The organism is Streptomyces sp. RLA012 (assembly GCF_056270325.1).
Window position 1 is genome coordinate 8,170,359 of the sequence record NZ_JBWDPA010000002.1, and the last position, 18,076, is coordinate 8,188,434.

The window sequence follows — 18,076 nt, forward strand, 5'->3', positions numbered from 1 at the left end:
CTTGGTGGGGCAGACCTTGAACCCGGTCTGCCCCACCGGCGTCTGTAAGGGCTGACACATGGACGTCAACGGCAAGCGGACCGATATGACCGTGCTGGTCGTGGACGATGTGGCGGCCGAGCGGTACGCCATGAGCGCCGTGCTGCGCCGCGCCGGTCACCAGGTCGTCCCGGTCGCCACCGGCTCCGAGGCGCTCGTCGAACTCGACGTACGGCTGCGCAAGGGCACCCTGCCCGACGTGGCGCTCGTCGAGGTGGACCTGCCGGACATGAGCGGCTTCGAACTGTGCCGACGGCTCAAGGCCCGGCCGCACATGGCGGGCCTGCCCGTCGTGCACTTCTCGACGGCCGCCCCGACCCCCGACGACCGGTCCCGGGGGCTGCAGGCGGGCGGCGAGGCGTATCTGACGGTGCCCGCCGAGCCCGCGGAGATCGACGCCGTGGTCCGGGCCGCGGTGCGCGCCGCGCGCCTCAGGGCCTACGACCAGGCGCCGGCACGGCGGCTGACGCGGCTCGCGGAGACCATCGTCGCCATCCAGACGGCGCGCTCCCCGCAGGAACTCGCCGATGCCGCCGCCGACGGCGCCGCCCGGCTCACCGGCGCTCCCGCCGCCGTCTTCGTCCTCGGCCCCGACGACGAGCTGTACCGCGCCACCTCACGGGACCGCACCTCGCTCGCGATGCCGGACGAGGACGCCCACCGGGCCGTGGCCGGTCTGCTCCAGCGGCTCACCCGTGGGCAGACCGGGGTACGGATCACCACGGTGCCCGCACCGCTGTGGCCCGCCGGGTTCTTCCGGCCGGGTGTGCAGCACGACGCCCGCCTGGCACTGATCCCCATCCAGGACGGCCGGGCCGCGGTGTGCCTCGCCACCCCCACCCGCGGTGTGCGCCGGGTCAGCCCCGAGGACGAGGCCCTGCTGGCCCGGCTCGCCGAGGCCACCGCGCTCGCCGCCGAGCCGCTGCTCATGTACCAGGTCGAACGGCACGTCGCCCTCACCCTCCAGCGCAGCTTCCTGCCCCAGCCGCACCGGCTGCCCGAACTGCCCGGCCTCGACGTCGCCGTCCGCTATGTGCCCGCGTCCCGGGAGACCGAGATCGGCGGCGACTTCTACGCGGTCCTGCGCACCGACGAGGGCGCGCTCACCGCGGTCGGCGACGTCGTCGGGCACTCGCTGGAGGCGGCCACCGTCATGGTCGAGATCAGGCACGCGCTGCGCGCCTACAGTGTCGACGAGAGCGACCCGGCCGTGCTCGCCGAGCGCCTCGACCGGATGCTCCAGCGCTACCACCCCGGCGTCACCGCCACCGTCTGCCTGGCCCTGACCGACCCCGCCACCGGACGCACCCGCATCGCCAACGGGGGCCACATCCCGCCGCTGATCATCCACGACACCGGCAGCGCCGACTACGCCAAGGCCGCCGGCCCGCTGCTCGGTGTGGGCCTGTCCCACCCGCCGCCCACCGAGCTGTTCCTGGAGCCCACCGACCGGCTCCTCATGGTCACCGACGGCCTGATCGAGACCCGGGGCACCGACCTCGCGGCTTCGATGGAGCACCTCCGCGCGGCCGCCGCCGGCGCCCTGCCGGGACTGGACGCCCTGTGCGACACGCTCCTCGACTGCTTCGGTCACGACCGCGAGGACGACATCGCACTGTTGGCGCTGCGGCTAGGGTGACCGGGAAACCCTAGAACAGGAGTGCCCATGCCGCAGATCACCGTCGACTACTCCTACTCGCTCGACGACGCCTTCGACCTGCGCGGTTTCGCGCTCGCGCTGCACCCGGTGGTCGTCGAGACGGCGGCCGCGCGCATCGAGGCGTGTAAGACGCGGTTCCGGTGCACCGATGACGAGGTGGTGGGGGCGGGGGAGGACGGACACGCCATCGTGCACATCACGCTCGGCCTGCTCCCGGGCCGCACCGACGAGACCAAGGCCAAGCTCACCGAGGCCGTACTGGAGCTGCTGCGCAAGTACATCGAGCCCACCGACGGGGTCTCGACGGTGCACGCGTCCGCCGAGGTGCGCGACCTCGACCCTTCGTACCGGAAGTACGAAGAGTAGGGGGTAGGGGAGCAGGGGAGTTGCGGCCGCCGGGCCTACGAGGCGGGTGGCGACGCCAGTGCGATCAGCCGGACGGCGAGGTCGGTGAACGGCCCGTCGCCCGGCTCGCCCTTGAGCGCCTCGCGCAGCAGCGCGCCGAGTTCCTCGTCGTGCGCGGCGCTCACGGCCGCCAGCGCCGCGAAGTCGTGCACGAGCTGCACCTCCAGCTCGCCGCGCGGAATGCGCCGCCCGTCCAGCCAGATCAGCGCCGTCGACTCGACGAGCGAGATCCATGAGCGGATCACCAGCTCCAGACGGGCGGGCGGGTCCGCCACGTTCAGGTGCGAGAGGATCTGCACGTACGCGGCCTGCCGTACCGCGTCGACGAGCGCGTTGGTCTTGGACGAGCCGACCGCGGGGCCGCCGCGCATCAGCGCCGAGAAGCCGGGCCCGTGGTCGTCCACGAAGTCGAAGAACCGGCGCATGACCCGCAGCAGCCGTGATCCGAGCGAGCCCTCCGGCGGCTCCACGAACCGGCTCGCGAGATCGTCCGCGGCGCGCTGCAACGCCGCCTCGTACAGGCTGAGTTTGCCGGGGAAGTAGTGGTAGACCAACGGCCGCGAGATACCCGCGGCCAAGGCTATCTCGTCGATGGAGACCTCGTCGGGCGAGCGTCGGCTGAACAGGTCGAGGGCGACGCCGATCAACTGCTGTCGTCGCTCCTCGACGCCCATCCTGCGGCGTACCCCGGTTGTCATAAGAACACCTTACCGATCGGATCCGGCCCTGAACGGCCTGGTCCGGCCATGGTCGTTCACATGTCCAACACGATGCGCCCACCACGCGCCCGCGACACACAGATCAGCATCGAGTCACCACGCTCCGCAGGGGTGAGCAGTTCGTCCCGGTGCTCGATCTCCCCTTCCAGCACCCGCTGTCGGCAGGTCCCGCACCCGTGCACGAACCAGCGCTCCCCGGCCGGCAGCAGCAGATGCAGCACGTTGATGGTGTGCGCGGCGAACGGATCCCCCGGCACCCAGTGCAGCGGAGTGTCCTCCCAGGAGAAGGACACCTTCCGCGCCTTGAGCGGTATCCGCTCGGACTCGACCGGCCGGGGCACCCGGGCGGCATGCTTGTTAGACATACCGTCAATGTACTGACGGGTAGGCGCTCGGGAGAACCCCCGTGCGGCCATTTGTCGACGCGAAGGTCGGCCATGGCGGCCCGGGGACCGGCTAGCGCAGTCCGTTGACCGCCCGCCCGTCCGTCAGCGTCCCCTTCAGCCCGGCCTGAGCCCCCTGCTTCGTCCGTACGGCGAGCAGCGCGCCCCGCGCCGACGCGCGCACCCCGCCCGTCGTGCTGATCGAGGCGGTGTCCTTGCTGCCCGCCGCGAGGAGGTACCAGGCGCCCGTGCCCGACTTCCACAGCACGCCCGCCAGCACATGCGGGTCACGGGCACCGCACGCGGGCGAGTTCTCGGCCTTCGCCGCGACCGCTCCGTAGGTCCCGCCCGGCGTGTGGAACTGCGCCAGCACCCGGGTGCCGTCACCCCGCCAGGTGTCGGCCCGTGTGCACACCCAGGCCGCCGTCCCGCTCGCGTCGGGCAGCGGCTGCTGCGCGAACTGCCAGGCGTTCACCGACCGTACGCCCTGGGAGCGGACGGCGGCCAGGGAGCAGCCGAACGGCGCCCAGTTCCCCAGGCCCGCCGGGCCGGTGGCCTCGTGGGGAGCGGAGGGAGGCCCCGAGGTGAGATGGGCCGGGATCAGCTCGCCGAGGTCGGTCAGCAGATGCGGGCCCGAGTCGTCGGTCAGCTCCATCGCGTTCCACGAGGTGCAGCTGCCGGTCTGGGGCGGCCCGGCCAGCGGGGCGGTGACGCCGCCGGCCGAGAGGGTCAGGGGCGTGGGGCCGGTGGCCGGCTTCATCAGGTCGCGCCGGGCGGCCTCGGTCACCCAGGGGGCGGTCAGATAGCGGACGTTGCCGTCGGCCCGGTCCAGGACCAGTGCGGTCGCCTCGGCCCCGGTGGCGCCGTCGGCCCGGGCGAAGTCGAGGGCCGCGCCACCCGTGCCGTCGCGCGGCTCGGCGTACCGGACGATGCGCAGCCCGTCGTGGAAGAGCACCACGCGCGCCTGGTCCACATCACCGGCGTACAGCAGCTGCGGTGGTCCGGCCGGGGCGCCCGCCGGGGTGCCGGGTGTCGCCGAGACCTGCACGGACTCGCCGGGCCTGGCCCAGACGGCGAGCGCGCGGCGCAGCAGCGCGGTGTCCCCGGCGAGGTTTCCGCGCGCGGGCCACACGGAGAAGTCGGTACGGGCGGAGGACCGCCAGGCGGTCGGGGCGACCCGGGTCACCTTCGCGGGGTCGAGGGCGGCCGCCGCGGCCGGGTTCTGCGCGTACGAGGGTGCCGCGGCGCCGTCGGGGCCCCAGCCGCCGCTGGGCAGGGCGAGCAGCGTGCCGCAGACGACCGCCGCGGCGCCGGCGGCGAGCGCGGCCTTCATGTGCTGTCTGCGCCGCATCAGGTCGGTGGGCCGGGCGTGCAGCGAGCAGGGGTCGAACTCGGGGGAGAGGAGCAGGGCGTCCCGCGCCTCGACGCCGTCCGCCTCCGTGAGCGCCGCTCCCGGGTCCTCGACGCCCGCCGCCGCCAGCACCTTGCGTACCTCGGGGTCGGGCAGCTTCTCCAGGCCGCGCAGTACGTACGCCGCGCGGGCGGTGGCGGACAGGGCCGACAGCCGCTGGTCCAGGGCGAGTTCGTCGGCGCCGCCCGAGCGCGGGAAGAGCCTGAGGCCCCACACCTGGGGCAGCAGCGGCGGCAGTTGGGACCGCTTGGGCCACGCGGCGCGCCGCAGCGGCAGGCCCGCCTCCAGCGCCGTACGCACGACCTGCAGACGTACGAGGGCGTAGCCGGGGTCGCCGTCGCGGCCGGTGGCCTGGGCCGGGATCAGGGTGGAGGTCGTGCGTCCGCGGGGCAGCGCGCGCTGGGTGAGGGCGTGCGCGGTCAGTACCCGTCGGTTGCGGCCGAGGCTCGGCGGCAGCACCAGATAGGCGAGCCGGACGAGCCGCGGGTAGTGCTCGACGAGAGCGGCCTCGGCCTGCTCGACGTCGACGACCGGTCCTGCGGAGGCTGCGGAGGGCGGGGCTACATCCTGTGACTGCACGTTCAGCAGAACGAGCGAATCGGTGGATGGTCACCTCCACCCGGTGGACTCAGCCCTCGGGCTCGACGAGGAGGCGGGCGTAGGTAGCCATTGACCGCTGGTAGCGCGGCAGATGGGGGGCCAGGGCGGTGATCACCAGGGAGAGTCCCTCGAGTTCGCGGCCGAGGTCGGCGAGGCAGAGCGCGAGACAGGCGCGTACGGCATCGTCCAACTCGTCGGAGGGCGCGTCAAGTTCGGGGGTGAGGAGCTTGACGCCCTCCTCGGCCTGCCCGATGTTCCGCAGCGAGCTGGAGAGTTGGATCTTGGTGCGGCGGCCGCGGTAGCCGCCGAGGCCGCGGGCGAGGGCCTCCCGGTACAGCGGTACGGCCTGGTCCGAGTGGCCGGTGGAGTCCCAGGCGCAGGCCCGCTCGAAGGGGCCGACGGGGCTGTCCGCGGGCAGTTCGGCGACCAGCGCGTCGATCACCGCCCGGAAATCCGCCGCGTCCGCCTCGGTCGCTTCTTCGGAGCCGTCGAACGCGGCCCAGGCCGTCGCCGTACGCTCTTCCCAGTCTTCGGTCACGGCCACACCTTCGCACACGCGTGCCCGTTCCGGCATCGGCATTCCCACACGGTGCCTTTCCGTCCGTTACGGGGGCGATTGAGCACTCGGCGTGCCGGAACCGTATCGAAGGCCAGGGCCCTCGCCGGGGCTCTCGACGGCGTGGGCGCCGACAGGTACCGGAGGAACGTATGAGGTTGACACGCGAAAAGCTGAGCGGCCACGGCCTGGCGGTCGTCGCCGCCGCGGCCCTGCTGGCGCTGACCGGCTGCGGCGGGTCGGGTGGCGGGGGAGGGACCACGAGCGACTCGGCCGACCAGGTCCCGGCCACCGCGACCGGCAGTCTGGAGGATCTGGCGGCCGAGGTGAAGTGCAAGCCGGACCTGCAGACGGACGCCGACGAGATCCGCCAGGCGATCTGCAAGAACACCGACGGCAAGTTCGTCCTCGCGACCTTCGCCACCGACCGCGGCCAGCGCGAGTGGATCAACGACGCGAAGGACTACGGGGGGTTCTACCTCGTCGGCGCCAAGTGGGTCGCCGTCGCCGACCAGAAGGTGGTGACGGCGCTGCGCGGCCAGCTCGGCGGGACCTTGGAGGAGGGGGTCTCGCACCACTCGGGGGGTAGCGGTGGTGGGGGAACCGAGACCGCGCACTCCGGTCACAGCGGCTGACCGCGCAGGATCCGGGGACAAGCGAAGGCCGGCGGCGGGAGATCCCACCGCCGGCCTTCTCAGTGCCGTGCTAGCTCTTCGGTGAAGCGGTTACTGCCTTCGACGAAGTGACTACTACTTGCACTGCTTGCCGGTGTTGAGGCAGTTGGCGATCTTGTTCGCCAGGCCACCGGTGGTGACGCTGATGAAGTCGTCGTGGTCGGTCGCCGACTTGTGGAGCTGCTCCGGGAAGCCGTCCACCGCGTAAGCGTTCTTCACCACGCCGTTCTGGAGAGTCGGCGCCGCGATCTTGTAGACCAGGCGCATCGTCAGCTCGGGGATCGCCTTGAAGCCGTTGCCGCAGACACCGCTCGCGGGGTCGGGGAAGGCCACGTGCGTGCGGTGGTTGGCGCTGTCGATGTTCTGGCCGTCCCAGCAGCTCTGGAAGGCGAACGTGCGGACCACGTTGCTGCCCTGCGGGCAGATCGGGTACTGCTCCGTCAGCTGGACCTTGTTCTCGAAGCCGGTGCAGCTCCAGTGCGCGTTGGCGTTCGCCAGACCGTTGGTGGTGGTCTTGGCGTCACCGGTGATGATGCGCAGGAACTGCGGCATCGCGACGACCTTGCTGGCCGGGCTGCCGACGTACTTGATCTGCGCCTGTACGGGCGTCAGGATCTTGCCGACGTTGCCTTCCTTGCCACCGCCGTCCGCGTTCTGGTCGAAGTCCTGCGTGCCGTTCTGGATACGGACCACGGGCCAGTAGTACGACGACAGGTCGCTCTTGTTCTGGCAGCTGGTCCCGCCCTGCAGGAACGTGTCGTTGCTGGAGAACGCGTTGACCTTCTGGTTGCCGACGTAGTCGTGCAGGTGGTGCGCGCCGTTGGTCACGCCGGGCGCCACGATCACGTTGTCGGTGTTGAAGTTCTTGTTCGCGTTCACACCGCACTGGGTGGTGAACGTACCCCGCGAGGCCTGGCCGGTCTTCTGCGGCTTCGCCAGGACGTTCGGTGCGACCTTCGTGATGTCGACGAAGTCGGCCGCGACGGGACCGTTTCCGGCCTGACCGCCGATGTTGGCCGGTGCGCTCGCGCTCGGAGCCGGGCTGGCCGCACCGCCACCGTTGTTCTGGCCGCCGTTGTTCTGACCACCGTTGTTCTGGCCGTTGTTGTTCTGGCCCTGGCCGTTGTTGTTCTGACCGCCGTTGTTCTGGCCACCGGCGGTGGTCTGGGCGTTCGCGGTGACGCCGGTGCAGGCGGCGAGACCGTCCAGCGAGCCCGGCGCGGTGGCACCGACCCGCTTGAAGTCGATCTTGAGCCGACCGATGACCGCGGTCCGCTTGTCCTTGAGCGGCGAGAGAATCGCGTTCTGGACGAAGCCCGCGTCGTTGGTCTGAGCCTGACGGGTCGAGGCCAGCCGGGCGTACGCCTCGGTGACCTGCTTGTCGAGGGTCGCCAGGTCTGCGGCGACGGTGTTCTTGGCCGCGTCCGGCACGCTGGTCAGCTGCTGACCGACGTCGGGGCAGGAAATGGTGGCCACCTGAGCGGCGGCGGCCTTGGTCGTGTTCGGACTTGAGCTCGTCTCATGCGCCGAGGCGTAGAAATTGGCCCAGATCAGTCCACCCCCGCCGATCGCGAGTGCCGCCGATGCGGCAACCGCGCGAACAGCCAGCGGTGAACGTCGTTTCCGTGTGTTGCGTCCCATGGAACTCCTCTGACTTCCTTGCGGGGCAGCGAGGCGCCCGACAGGGGTGAAGCGGCGTCCATCAATACGAGGGTGACGCGTGAGGTGTTCAGAAACCTCGGAGAATCTTAGAAGTTCGTGAGGTCATTTCCGGCGCAATGGGCTCAGAAGCGCATGTTTTTCGGGGAGTTGATCTCCGAAAAAATGTTTGAACTATATTCAACGCCCCTTGAGGGCCTTCCCGGCTCAGTCGGTGCCGTGATCCAAATACGCCAGTACGGCGAGTACGCGCCGGTTGTCATCGTCGGAGACCTCTAGTCCCAGCTTGGTGAAGATGTTGGAGGTGTGCTTGGCGATCGCCCGTTCTGTGACCACGAGTTGGGCCGCGATCGCGGCGTTCGACCGTCCCTGCGCCATCAGTTCGAGCACCTCCAGCTCGCGCGGGCTGAGCCGCCCGAGCGGCTGGTCGGTGCGGGAACGCCGGGACAACAGCTGCTGGATGACGTGCGGATCCATCGCGGTCCCGCCCCCCGCGACCCGTCTCACGGCATCGATGAACTGCTCGGCGTCGAACACCCGGTCCTTGAGCAGATAGCCGACCCCGCCCGTGCCGTCCGCGAGCAACTCCCGCGCGTACAACTGCTCCACGTGCTGGGACAGCACGAGCACCGGCAACCCCGGCCGCTCCCGGCGCGCCCGGAGCGCGCACTGCAGCCCCTCGTCCGTGTGCGAGGGCGGCAGCCGTACGTCCACCACGGCGACGTCCGGCGCCAACTCGGCCAGCGCCCACGTGAGTTCGGGCCCGCTCTCGACGGCCGCGGCGATCTCGAAGCCGTACGCCTCAAGCATCCGGACCAGCCCGTCGCGCAGCAGGAACAGATCTTCGGCTAGGACAACGCGCAAGGGATCTCCATGGTCACCACGGTGGGACCGCCCGCGGGGCTGCTGACGGCCAGGACGCCGTCGAATGTACCGAGCCGCCGCTCGACCCCGGCCAGCCCCGAGCCGGCGCCGATCCGGGCGCCGCCCTGCCCGTCGTCGGTGACGGTGATACGGAGCAATCCGTCGCGGTGCCGGAGGCCGACCCGCAGGAGGCCGGCCCCGGAGTGCTTGACCGCGTTGGTCAGCACCTCGCTGACGGCGAAGTAGGCGGCGGACTCGACGGGCGCGTCGGCGCGGCCGTCCATGCCGACGTCCACCTCGCTCGCGAGGGGCAGCCGCAGGGCCAACGCCCGGACGGCGTCGCCGAGTCCGCGCTCGGCGAGCACCGGAGGATGGATGCCCCGAACGAGGTCGCGCAGCTCGGTGAGCGCGTCGGCGGAGGAGCGGCGGGCCTGGGCGAGGAGCTGTCGGGCCCTGGCCGGGTCCTTGTCGATGAGCATCTCGACGGTCCCCAGATCCATCCCCATGGCGATCAGCCGCGCCTGCGCCCCGTCGTGCAGGTCCCGCTCGATGCGCCGGAGTTCGGCGGCGGAGCTGTCCACGGCGTCGCGGCGGGTCTCGGTGAGGACGCCTACGCGCTCGGCGAGTTCGCCGGTGCCGGGGGAGAGGGCGGCGCGGGTGAGCAGGAAATGGGCGCGCAGGAGGGTGGGGGTGAGGTGATAGGCGGCGAGGAGCAGCACCGCGGCCGGCGCCCCGGCGAGGAGGGCGGAGCCCTGCCCCGACACCGGCACGAATCCGTACCACCACCCCACGTGCGTGCCGTCCGTGTGGACCCGCCACAGGCCGGCCGCGAGCGCGAAGCCCTCCAGGGGGTAGAGGAGCAGGGCGGCGGGCAGCAGGGCGGTGACGAATCCGGCGGTCATGTCGAGCGGCAGCCAGCCGATGTCCCGCCAGGTCGCCGGGTCGCCCAGCATCCGCAAGCACCGCGTCCAGGAGTTCGCGTCCGGGGGCAGGCTTCTGTACGTGGACGGAATCCGTACCCCGCACCACCGGGCGGCGGCGATGCGGCGGCGGTTCGCGAAGGCGCGTACGCCGGTCAGGACCCAGGGGGTGGTGACGATGCCCGGGCCGAGAGGGATCAGGAGGATCGACACGACGGTGAGTACGAAGAGGGTGACCGCTCCCGTGAACCCCGTGACGGCCAGTACCAGTCCTCGTCCCCCGGCGACGAGGACGTCCCGCCCTCGCGCCCGGATGCCGCTGCTCGACGTCTCCATACCGCCAGTCTCGCCGACCCGCCCCACCCGGTCACTGGGCCGACCCCCCCCGGCGGGGGTGGCACCAGGTGCACCCCGGGCGCCGATCAGCTTCCTTCGCCCCCGCCGCCCCTACCCGTCCCATCCCGTACCTGGGGGCTGCCGCCCCCAGACCCCCGAGTGCGATTGTCGGGTGCGGGTGGGTGGGGGCCGGTCGCGCAGTTCCCCGCGCCCCTGAAAGCCTTGGGCGCAGGCCCGGATCTTTCAGCCCGTCCGGCGTTTGAGGACGAGGCCGTTCAGGCCGATGCGGGGGTCTGGGGGCTGCCGCCCCCCAGGTTGAGGATGGGACGGGTGGGGGCGGCGCGGGCGAGAACAGGGGGCGCTATACGGCGAGTACCTTCGTCTCCAGGGCCGGGGGGAGGCCGACCGTCGGGCGGTCGGAGCGCTGGGGGGCGGCTCCGCCGATGCCCCGCAGCCAGGTCCAGGTGTCCGCGACCGTCTCCGAGACGGACCGACAGCGCAGCTCCGCCCCCACCGCACGAGAAACATCCGCACGGTGGAGCGCGTCATGCATCTCCGTCCCCACCGGCACCCACACCGGCAACTGCGTCCACGGCTGAATCCCGGCATCGAGAATCACGGAGGGCTCGGTCCACCGAAGCTCCGCCCGCGCCCCGGTGACCCGGACACACGCGTCGAGCAGCTCCCCCATCGTCGTATGCCCCTGGGGACTGATCAGGTTGTACGCCCCGCCCACCCCCGCTTCCACCGCCCCGAGGATCCACTCCGCGAGGTCACGGACATCGACGTACTGGAGCGGAAGGGAACGCGGCCCGGGCGCGAGCACGGGCCCGCCGCGTGCGATCCGGGTCAGCCACCACGGCAGCCGGCCGATGTTCTCGTAGGGCCCGAGAATCAGCCCGGACCGCACGAGCAGCGAACGCTCCGTGCCGAAGGCGGCGACGGCGGCCAGCTCGCCGCCCAGCTTGTCCCGCGCGTAGTCGGTCCCCTCCGCGTCCGCGGACGCGCCCTCGACGAGCGGCGCGTCCTCGGCGTAGTCGGCGGGCGGGGCCCAGGCGTAGACCGAACAGCTCGACACGTACACATACCGCCCGGCCCGGCCGGCCAGCAGCCGCGCTGTGTCACGGACGGCCCGCGGCGCCGCCGACCAGGTGTCGACGACGACATCCCACGCGCCCTCGGCGGAGGCCTCGACGAGCGCCGCGAGGCCGTCCGGAGCGGTGCGGTCGCCCCGCAACGACCGTACCCCGGGCGGGGGTTCGTGCCGGCCCCGGTGGAAGACGGTCACCTCCCAGCCACGGCCGAGCGCCGCCTCCACCACGGCCCGCCCCGCGAACGCCGTACCACCCAGCATGAGCAGTTTCATGGGTCTCATACGGACGACTCTGCCCCGACGGTCCGCCGGGAGGAACGGGAATCTGCTGACAGGAGATCCGGCGGGTCCGCTCAGCGCCCCGTCGGCGGCGCGTACTTGTAGCCGACCCGCCGTACCGTCTGGATGGCCTGCCGGTGCTGCGCGCCGAGCTTGCGGCGCAGCCGTGCGACATGGACGTCGACGGTCCGGCCGTCGCCCACGTGCCCGTACCCCCACACGGTGGTGACCAGCTGGTCCCGGGTGTGCACCCGGTGCGGATGCGCGACGAGATGCGAGAGCAGCTCGAACTCCAGGTAGGTGAGGTCCAGCGGCCGCCCGTCGACCTCGGCGGTGCGCTGTACGGAGTCGACGCGGACGAGCGGGGACCGACCGGCGCCGGCGTCGGCGGGGGCCGGGGCGTCGGGGACGGCGACCGGCAGGACGGGATGCTGGTCGGCCGGTACGAGGACCAGGTAGCCGATCATCGGCGGCTGGCCCGGCAGCACGGGCAGGGTGTGCTGGGGAGCGGGCAGCCAGGTGGCGCCCGGCGGCAGGAAGTCCGCCACGTCGACGACCTCGTCGCGGTCGACGGCACGGAGCCGGTGCCGCCCGGAACCGGTCGACGGTGCGGGGGCGGTCGCTACGGACGAGAAGGAACGGGTGTTCGCCATGAGAGGTCAGCTCTTTCGCGCGAGGAGTTCGTCGGGGAGGTCGACGACCGCGAGTTCGTGGTCGGGGCCGTCGAGGACGTACGTCGTGCGCGCTGGCCGAAGGCCGGGGTGTACGGCTTTAGAGGGCCGGCGCGTTCGTCGCGCGGCAACACACCCGGTCGAAGTCATGGTGCTGACGGGAAGGCCAGAAGGGCTCCAGGTCGGTGCGACCCGTCGCGGTGTACCTCTGGAAGCCGGCCATGCCCCCATTGAAGCAGAAGCCGGAGCCGGGCAGGAGAGTCCTCTCACAGGTCGGACGCGTCCTTGGCGCGAACTTGACGTCGCACCACCGGATCGACGTCGCACCGGAGATCGATGTCGCACCACGAGAGGAGGCGCTCACCGTGGTGGTGAGCGCCTCCTCGTTCGGGTACGGGGGCGGATCAGACCTGGCCGGCCTTCTCCAGGGCGCTGCAGCAGGTGTCGACGATCAGCCGCGTCACGACGTACGGGTCGACGTTGGCGTTCGGACGGCGGTCCTCGATGTAGCCCTTGCCGTCCTTCTCGACCTGCCACGGGATGCGGACCGAGGCGCCGCGGTTGGAGACGCCGTAGGAGTACTCGTTCCACGGGGCCGTCTCGTGCAGGCCCGTCAGGCGGTCGTCGATGCCGGCGCCGTAGTGCTTGACGTGGTCGAGCGGCTTCGAGCCCTCGCCCAGCGACTCGCACGCGGTGATGATCGCGTCGTAGCCCTCGCGCATCGCCTTGGTGGAGAAGTTGGTGTGCGCGCCCGCGCCGTTCCAGTCGCCCTTGACCGGCTTGGGGTCGAGGGTCGCGGAGACGTTGAAGTCCTCGGCGGTGCGGTAGAGCAGCCAGCGGGCCACCCACAGCTGGTCGGCGACCTCCAGCGGGGACAGCGGGCCGACCTGGAACTCCCACTGGCCGGGCATGACCTCGGCGTTGATGCCGGAGATGCCCAGGCCCGCCGTGAGGCAGTTCTCCAGGTGGGCCTCGACGATGTCACGGCCGAAGATCTCGTCCGCGCCGACACCGCAGTAGTAGCCGCCCTGCGCGGCCGGGAAGCCGCCCACGGGGAAGCCGAGGGGCCTGCTGCCCTCGAAGAAGGTGTACTCCTGCTCGATGCCGAAGATCGGCTCCTGCGCGGCGAACTTCTCCGCCACCTCGGTCAGCGCGGCACGGGTGTTGGACTCGTGCGGCGTCATGTCGATGTTCAGGACCTCGCACATGACGAGGACGTCGTCGCCGCCGCGGATCGGGTCCGGGAAGGTGGCGACCGGCTTGAGTACGCGGTCCGAGGCGTGACCCTCGGCCTGGTTCGTGGAGGACCCGTCGAAGCCCCAGATCGGCAGCTCGGCACCCTTGGCGTCGTCGCCCAGTATCTTCGTCTTCGAACGGAGCTTGGCCGTCGGCTCGGTGCCGTCGATCCAGATGTACTCAGCCTTGAAGGTCACGGGCCACATCCTTCGGGGTGGGTCTCCAGCGCACTGCGGGTGCTGCGGCGCTGCGGCACCGGGGCGCCGCGGTAATGTCCGGCAGCCTGTCAACAGGCGATTTCCCGATCATTGCTCGAATGTGAACCCCGTGTTACCTGGTACCTCTGTGCTGCTACTCACTCGCCGAGAGCGATTCGCGACCGCTATCAGCGGCCCGTTCCCGCGGTCCGGGGGCACCGTCGTCCGCCCACTGTGATCCTCCCGGCCCCGGGCGCGACGGCTCGTATGCGATGGGTTTGCGGGCGCGCACCGGGTGCCGGGAAAAGTCACGCGCACCGGATTCAGGAAATGTCACGCGCGCCGGATTCCGGGCAAAGTCACCGGAAGGCCACCGGGCGAATACCGGTCGGCGTCTCACCTGTCCGACTCGGCGTGCCGGTCCTGCTGTTCGTGGCCGCGAACAGCAGGACGCACGGCCCGCATCTGAGGCGGAGTTCCTGGTCGTCAGCTGTGGGCGATCACCCCACCTTCTCGATCCGGGCCTTGCGGATCAGGAACTTGCCGGGTTCCCGGACCTGCTCGAACGCGGCGTTGTTCAGCAGCACACAGCTGCCGGAGACCGAGGTGACCTGCACGGTCGTGGACTTGTTGTTGTCCAGGTTCGTGACCTTGAGCTTCGTTCCGGCCGGGAACTGGTTGCTGGACGCGGCCGGGGCGCCGGCCTCTCCCGAGAGGGTGACGGTCGAGCCGGTGCAGACCTGCTGGCCGACAGCGGCGCCACCTCCACCCGTCCCCTGTGCGGGTGCGGTGCTCTGCTGCTGCGCGGGCGCCGACGTGACCGGCTGTGCGGGTTGCGCCGGCTGCGTGGTCTGGGAGTCCTGAGCCGACTCCCCAACCGCGCAGCCGGACGCCTTCTGCTGCACCTTGATCTGCGCGATGACCGCCTCGCGGTTGGCGATCCGCGCCGCCGACTGCGCGTCGGGATTGGCCCGTTGGTCGTCGATGAACTTCTGGTTGTTGCCGAGGGCGGTGGTGAGCCCCTGGCAGACCGTCGAGTCCGCGGCGGACAGGGTCCGGGCGTTCGAGCTCGGCGTCGCGTTCGAGGTGGCAGCCATGGCGAAGGCGCCGCCTCCGGCCACGGCCGCCGCGGCGACCAGCAGCGTCAGCTTCTTCTTCGTGCTGAGGGTTCTCCTACGCGACATGCGCGCCTCCTGTCCCCGGCCGCCTCGGTCGGCGGCCGGATGCGATCCGTATGCCGCTAGGTACGAGATGCCGAACGGGGTTACTCAACGGTTGGCGCGAGTCGGCGGAGTGGCCTGGGTCACAAGGGGAGTCGATCGGGGCGGCGGTGTGTGGACGGGGAGGGGGAGGGGGAGGGAGGGTGGTGCCTACCGGGACAAGGCCTCCCGTACCGCCTCCTCGGTGCGTGCCACGACGGCCGTTCCGTCGTCCGCGGTGATGATCGGGCGCTGGATGAGTTTCGGATGCTCGGCCAGTGCCTTGACCCACTGCCCCCGCGAACCGCCGTCGCGCGCCCACGACTTCATCCCGAGCTCCTTGGCGACGGCCTCCTGGGTCCGGGTGATCTCCCAGGGTTCGAGCCCCAGCCGCTCCAGTACGTCCCGGATCTCCTCCTCGGTCGGTACGTCCTCCAGATAGCGGCGGACGGTGTAGTCGGCGCCCTCCGCGTCGAGCAGGCCGATCGCGCTACGGCACTTCGAGCAGGCCGGATTGATCCAGATCTCCATGCCTCACACGTTACGCGAGCCCCCCTTTTCCGCTGCTGTCACGCCACCCCCAAAACCCCTGTGGCCAGGGGCTTTTGTCAGTGCCGGGCGGTAGAATAGAAGCAGTGTTCGAGGGTGTCGCCGGGGGGTCCGGACGGCGCCCTGACCGCGACAGGAGGATGCCTGTGCCCGCTGCCGCACTGAAGCCGCTGCCCACCCAGTCCACGTCCAAGAGGGCGGTCCCGATGGACCTGCCGTACGAGCCCGTGGCGAAGCGACCGCTGCCGCCGGGGCGGCCCCGCGAGTGGTATGTCACGCACAACCGCCGGCTCAAGGCGATGCGCCTCGCGATCGCTCTGCTCGACTCCGGTGTCCATGTTCCGAACCAGGCCCGCAACGAGAAGATCCGCAGCACTGCGGAACTCATCGGTGTCCATCCGCCGTCGGACACCACGTGTCACATGGTGCGGGCGTTGATGCGGTACGCGCGCTGAGCGCCGGGGCGGCGGGACAGCTTTCCTTCGCCCCCGCCGCCCCTACCCGTCCCTCCCTGGGGGCTCCGCCCCCAGACCCCCGAGATCGGCCTGAACGGCCTCGTCCTCGAACGCCGGACGGGCTGGATGACGCGGGCCTGCGCCCAAGGCTTTCAGGGGCGCGGGGAACTGCGCGCTCAGCCCCCACCGGCCTGCAGCCGAACAAACCCGGGCGCAGGGGGATTCGGGGCGGAGTCCCGGCCTTGGGGGCGCGGGGAACTGCGCGGCCGGCCCCCACCCACCCGCACCCGACAAACCCACCGGGGGGTCCGGGAGGCGTAGCCCCGGGGGCGTCACCCCGTTGTCAGCTCCTTCTCCAGTGGGGTCCGGAAGCGTGGAGTGACCCGGGTCGGCCCCAGCCACCCCCGCAACCGCTCCGCCTCCCCCTCGATCGCGGCCCGCGCCTCCCTCCCGAGCCCCTCCCCGTCCAGCACCCGCCACACCACCTCCCCACCACCCCGCTGCGCCCATCCCCCGACCACCCGCCCGTCCCACCACACCGTCGGCCCGACATTCCCGCTGCCGTCGAAGAGGGCGGGACGCAGGGCGGGGGAGAGGTACCAGTCCCGCTCCTGCCATCCCATGGCGGTCGGATCGAGGCCGGGAAGGAGCGCGGCCCACGGGGCGGCGGGGCCGGCCACCGGACCGACGTCGCCGGCCGTGACGTACCCGGTCGCCCCGTCGTCGAGCGACACGGCCACCGCCCCGATCGCGGCCAGCGCCCGCCGTACGTCGGTGACCTTCCACCCCGTCCACCACTTGAGGTCGGCCTCCGTGGCGGGCCCGCACACCGCGAGCCAGTGCCGCAGTAGCTCGGGCTGGGCCTCGGCGGCGGGGAGTACGGGATGGGGCGGCGCCACGGCCCAGCGGAACTGGGTGGAGGTCCAGGAGCCCAGCGGACGCCCGCGCACCACCCGCCCCTCCACCCCGAGCACCCGCATCAGCCGCGACGACACGGTCTGCGCGCTCTCGTAGCTCCGGCCCGCGCCGTAGGTGAACTGCTCCCTCAACCGCGGTTCGTCCTGGGTGAGTTCGTTCACCGTGGCCTGTCCGCGCCGGGCCAGCGCGGCGAGCGCGGACGCCTCGACCTCGGTGAGCCACTCCTCGGTCAGCCGCCCGTCGCTGCCGCCCACCATGTCCTTGATCAGCCCGGCCCGGGCCTTCGCGGCGATCGCGAGCCCGGTCGAGGCGTGCACCACGGCGGCCAGTTCGGTGGGGAACACGAACACGGTGTGCCGCATGCCGTGCATCCGCACCAGCGTCCGGTCCCCGTACAGCGCCCGGTCGAGCTCCGCCACCGTCTTCCCGGCGTCCGCGAGCCGCGCGCCCACCGCGAGGTACACCGTCGCCGGATCGGTCCCGTGCAGCGCGACCAGCGATCCGGCGACCTCCTCGGGGCTCGTCGCGCGCGCCGTACCCGCGAGCCGGTGCCGCAGCGCGAGCCGGGCCCGCCGTTCCGCCACCCCGATGTGCCGTCGCTCCTGGCTCACGCCGCCTCCGCCTCGTAGCTGCCGTTCCCGCTCCCCCCGGCATCCTCCCGCGCCTCACCCGAACGGCGCCTCCGGCGTGCGTACGCCCTGCTCACAGCCTTGACTGAGACGAGAATCCGCAGCGGAACGTCGGGAGACGAGATGGCGAGGCACGGGATACGACGGCTCAGCGTACGAGGGACGGTCCTGGGGGCGGCGGCCGTCGCGCCCCTCCTGGCCGGCGTGTCCCTCACCGGTTGTTCGAACGGCACCAGCCCCTCCGACGTGGCCTCGGCCGCCTCCTCGCTCGCGTCCGTGGCCGGCAGCGCCCTGGCCTCCGCGACCGCCGAGGCCGGCCGGAGGCTCGACGAGTTCAAGAACGGTCTCGACGCCAAGGACGAGGTGAAGCTCGGCGACCGGGTGACCACCGACGACGGTGGCCGGGCCACCGTCACGGCCACCGCCACCAACCCGACGTCCTCGGCGAAGACGTACGCCGTCCAGGTCGACTTCCGCGACCGGGGCGGCAACCTCCTCGACACGGTCGTCGTCACCCTCGACGACGTCCCGGCGGGCGCCGCCAAGGACGCCACGGCCCGCAGCACCCGCTCCCTCTCCGGCGACGTCACCGCCGACGTCGCCCGGGCCGTGCGGAGTTGACGG

At 71.7% G+C, this 18,076-nt stretch carries 19 protein-coding genes; 5 read left to right on the forward strand and 14 right to left on the reverse strand.

Going from position 1 to position 18,076, the window contains the following annotated elements:
• Positions 1 to 58: 58 nt before the first annotated feature.
• Positions 59 to 1,678, forward strand: a complete 1,620-nt coding sequence (locus RV986_RS37485; RefSeq protein ID WP_475921619.1) for a SpoIIE family protein phosphatase — start codon at positions 59 to 61, stop codon at positions 1,676 to 1,678.
• 27 nt (positions 1,679 to 1,705) lie between these two features.
• The gene (locus tag RV986_RS37490) at positions 1,706 to 2,065 is read left to right on the forward strand and encodes a 5-carboxymethyl-2-hydroxymuconate Delta-isomerase (RefSeq protein WP_475921620.1); all 360 of its coding nucleotides are present in this window, start codon (positions 1,706 to 1,708) and stop codon (positions 2,063 to 2,065) included.
• Between the two features lie 35 nt (positions 2,066 to 2,100).
• On the opposite strand, the gene RV986_RS37495 is transcribed toward RV986_RS37490, so the two are convergent.
• The 4 genes from RV986_RS37495 to RV986_RS37510 all read right to left on the reverse strand — a co-directional run bounded on the left by RV986_RS37495 (position 2,101) and on the right by RV986_RS37510 (position 5,791).
• The gene (locus tag RV986_RS37495) at positions 2,101 to 2,802 is read right to left on the reverse strand and encodes a TetR/AcrR family transcriptional regulator (RefSeq protein ID WP_475921621.1); all 702 of its coding nucleotides are present in this window, start codon (positions 2,800 to 2,802) and stop codon (positions 2,101 to 2,103) included.
• Between the two features lie 56 nt (positions 2,803 to 2,858).
• Positions 2,859 to 3,188, reverse strand: a complete 330-nt coding sequence (locus RV986_RS37500) for a 2Fe-2S iron-sulfur cluster-binding protein (RefSeq protein WP_475921622.1) — start codon at positions 3,186 to 3,188, stop codon at positions 2,859 to 2,861.
• 91 nt (positions 3,189 to 3,279) lie between these two features.
• A complete protein-coding gene (locus tag RV986_RS37505) occupies positions 3,280 to 5,196 on the reverse strand; it encodes a hypothetical protein (RefSeq protein WP_475921623.1) in 1,917 nt (638 codons plus the stop codon).
• A 49-nt stretch (positions 5,197 to 5,245) separates the two neighbouring features.
• A complete protein-coding gene (locus RV986_RS37510) occupies positions 5,246 to 5,791 on the reverse strand; it encodes a tetratricopeptide repeat protein (RefSeq protein ID WP_475924574.1) in 546 nt (181 codons plus the stop codon).
• Positions 5,792 to 5,925: 134 nt separating this feature from the next.
• Between RV986_RS37510 and RV986_RS37515 the strand changes: the two genes are divergently transcribed.
• On the forward strand, positions 5,926 to 6,408 hold the full coding sequence (locus tag RV986_RS37515; protein ID WP_475921624.1) for a hypothetical protein: 483 nt from the start codon (positions 5,926 to 5,928) through the stop codon (positions 6,406 to 6,408).
• A gap of 114 nt (positions 6,409 to 6,522) precedes the next feature.
• Here the strand turns inward: RV986_RS37515 and RV986_RS37520 are convergent, their stop codons facing one another.
• The 9 genes from RV986_RS37520 to RV986_RS37560 form a co-directional block, all read right to left on the reverse strand.
• Positions 6,523 to 8,088, reverse strand: a complete 1,566-nt coding sequence (locus tag RV986_RS37520) for a DUF1996 domain-containing protein (RefSeq protein WP_475921625.1) — start codon at positions 8,086 to 8,088, stop codon at positions 6,523 to 6,525.
• Positions 8,089 to 8,313: 225 nt separating this feature from the next.
• Entirely contained in the window at positions 8,314 to 8,970 is a 657-nt protein-coding gene (locus RV986_RS37525) for a response regulator transcription factor (RefSeq protein WP_475921626.1), read from the reverse strand.
• Positions 8,955 to 10,226 carry a sensor histidine kinase gene (locus tag RV986_RS37530; protein ID WP_475921627.1) on the reverse strand — a complete coding sequence of 424 codons (1,272 nt, stop codon included), beginning with the start codon at positions 10,224 to 10,226 and terminating at the stop codon, positions 8,955 to 8,957. The genes RV986_RS37525 and RV986_RS37530 overlap by 16 nt, the downstream gene beginning before the upstream one ends.
• Before the next feature lie 361 nt (positions 10,227 to 10,587).
• Positions 10,588 to 11,592: an SDR family oxidoreductase gene (locus RV986_RS37535; protein WP_475924575.1), complete on the reverse strand. Its 1,005-nt coding sequence runs from the start codon at positions 11,590 to 11,592 to the stop codon at positions 10,588 to 10,590.
• Positions 11,593 to 11,672: 80 nt separating this feature from the next.
• Positions 11,673 to 12,251, reverse strand: coding sequence for a winged helix-turn-helix domain-containing protein (locus tag RV986_RS37540; protein ID WP_475921628.1), 579 nt, complete (start codon positions 12,249 to 12,251; stop codon positions 11,673 to 11,675).
• A 118-nt stretch (positions 12,252 to 12,369) separates the two neighbouring features.
• On the reverse strand, positions 12,370 to 12,585 hold the full coding sequence (locus tag RV986_RS37545; RefSeq protein ID WP_475924576.1) for a hypothetical protein: 216 nt from the start codon (positions 12,583 to 12,585) through the stop codon (positions 12,370 to 12,372).
• Positions 12,586 to 12,673: 88 nt separating this feature from the next.
• Complete coding sequence (glnII, locus tag RV986_RS37550; protein WP_475921629.1) at positions 12,674 to 13,702, reverse strand: glutamine synthetase; 1,029 nt, start codon at positions 13,700 to 13,702, stop codon at positions 12,674 to 12,676.
• Between the two features lie 500 nt (positions 13,703 to 14,202).
• Positions 14,203 to 14,886: an RlpA-like double-psi beta-barrel domain-containing protein gene (locus tag RV986_RS37555; protein ID WP_475921630.1), complete on the reverse strand. Its 684-nt coding sequence runs from the start codon at positions 14,884 to 14,886 to the stop codon at positions 14,203 to 14,205.
• 186 nt (positions 14,887 to 15,072) lie between these two features.
• Positions 15,073 to 15,432 carry an arsenate reductase family protein gene (locus tag RV986_RS37560; protein ID WP_475921631.1) on the reverse strand — a complete coding sequence of 120 codons (360 nt, stop codon included), beginning with the start codon at positions 15,430 to 15,432 and terminating at the stop codon, positions 15,073 to 15,075.
• A gap of 164 nt (positions 15,433 to 15,596) precedes the next feature.
• Here RV986_RS37560 and RV986_RS37565 point away from each other — a divergent pair, with 164 nt between their 5' ends.
• Positions 15,597 to 15,905: a hypothetical protein gene (locus tag RV986_RS37565; protein ID WP_475921632.1), complete on the forward strand. Its 309-nt coding sequence runs from the start codon at positions 15,597 to 15,599 to the stop codon at positions 15,903 to 15,905.
• 332 nt (positions 15,906 to 16,237) lie between these two features.
• On the opposite strand, the gene RV986_RS37570 is transcribed toward RV986_RS37565, so the two are convergent.
• On the reverse strand, positions 16,238 to 17,434 hold the full coding sequence (locus RV986_RS37570) for a winged helix DNA-binding domain-containing protein (RefSeq protein ID WP_475921633.1): 1,197 nt from the start codon (positions 17,432 to 17,434) through the stop codon (positions 16,238 to 16,240).
• A 141-nt stretch (positions 17,435 to 17,575) separates the two neighbouring features.
• On the opposite strand from RV986_RS37570, the gene RV986_RS37575 reads away from it, so the two are divergent.
• Complete coding sequence (locus RV986_RS37575; protein ID WP_475921634.1) at positions 17,576 to 18,073, forward strand: FxLYD domain-containing protein; 498 nt, start codon at positions 17,576 to 17,578, stop codon at positions 18,071 to 18,073.
• Positions 18,074 to 18,076 lie beyond the last annotated feature (3 nt).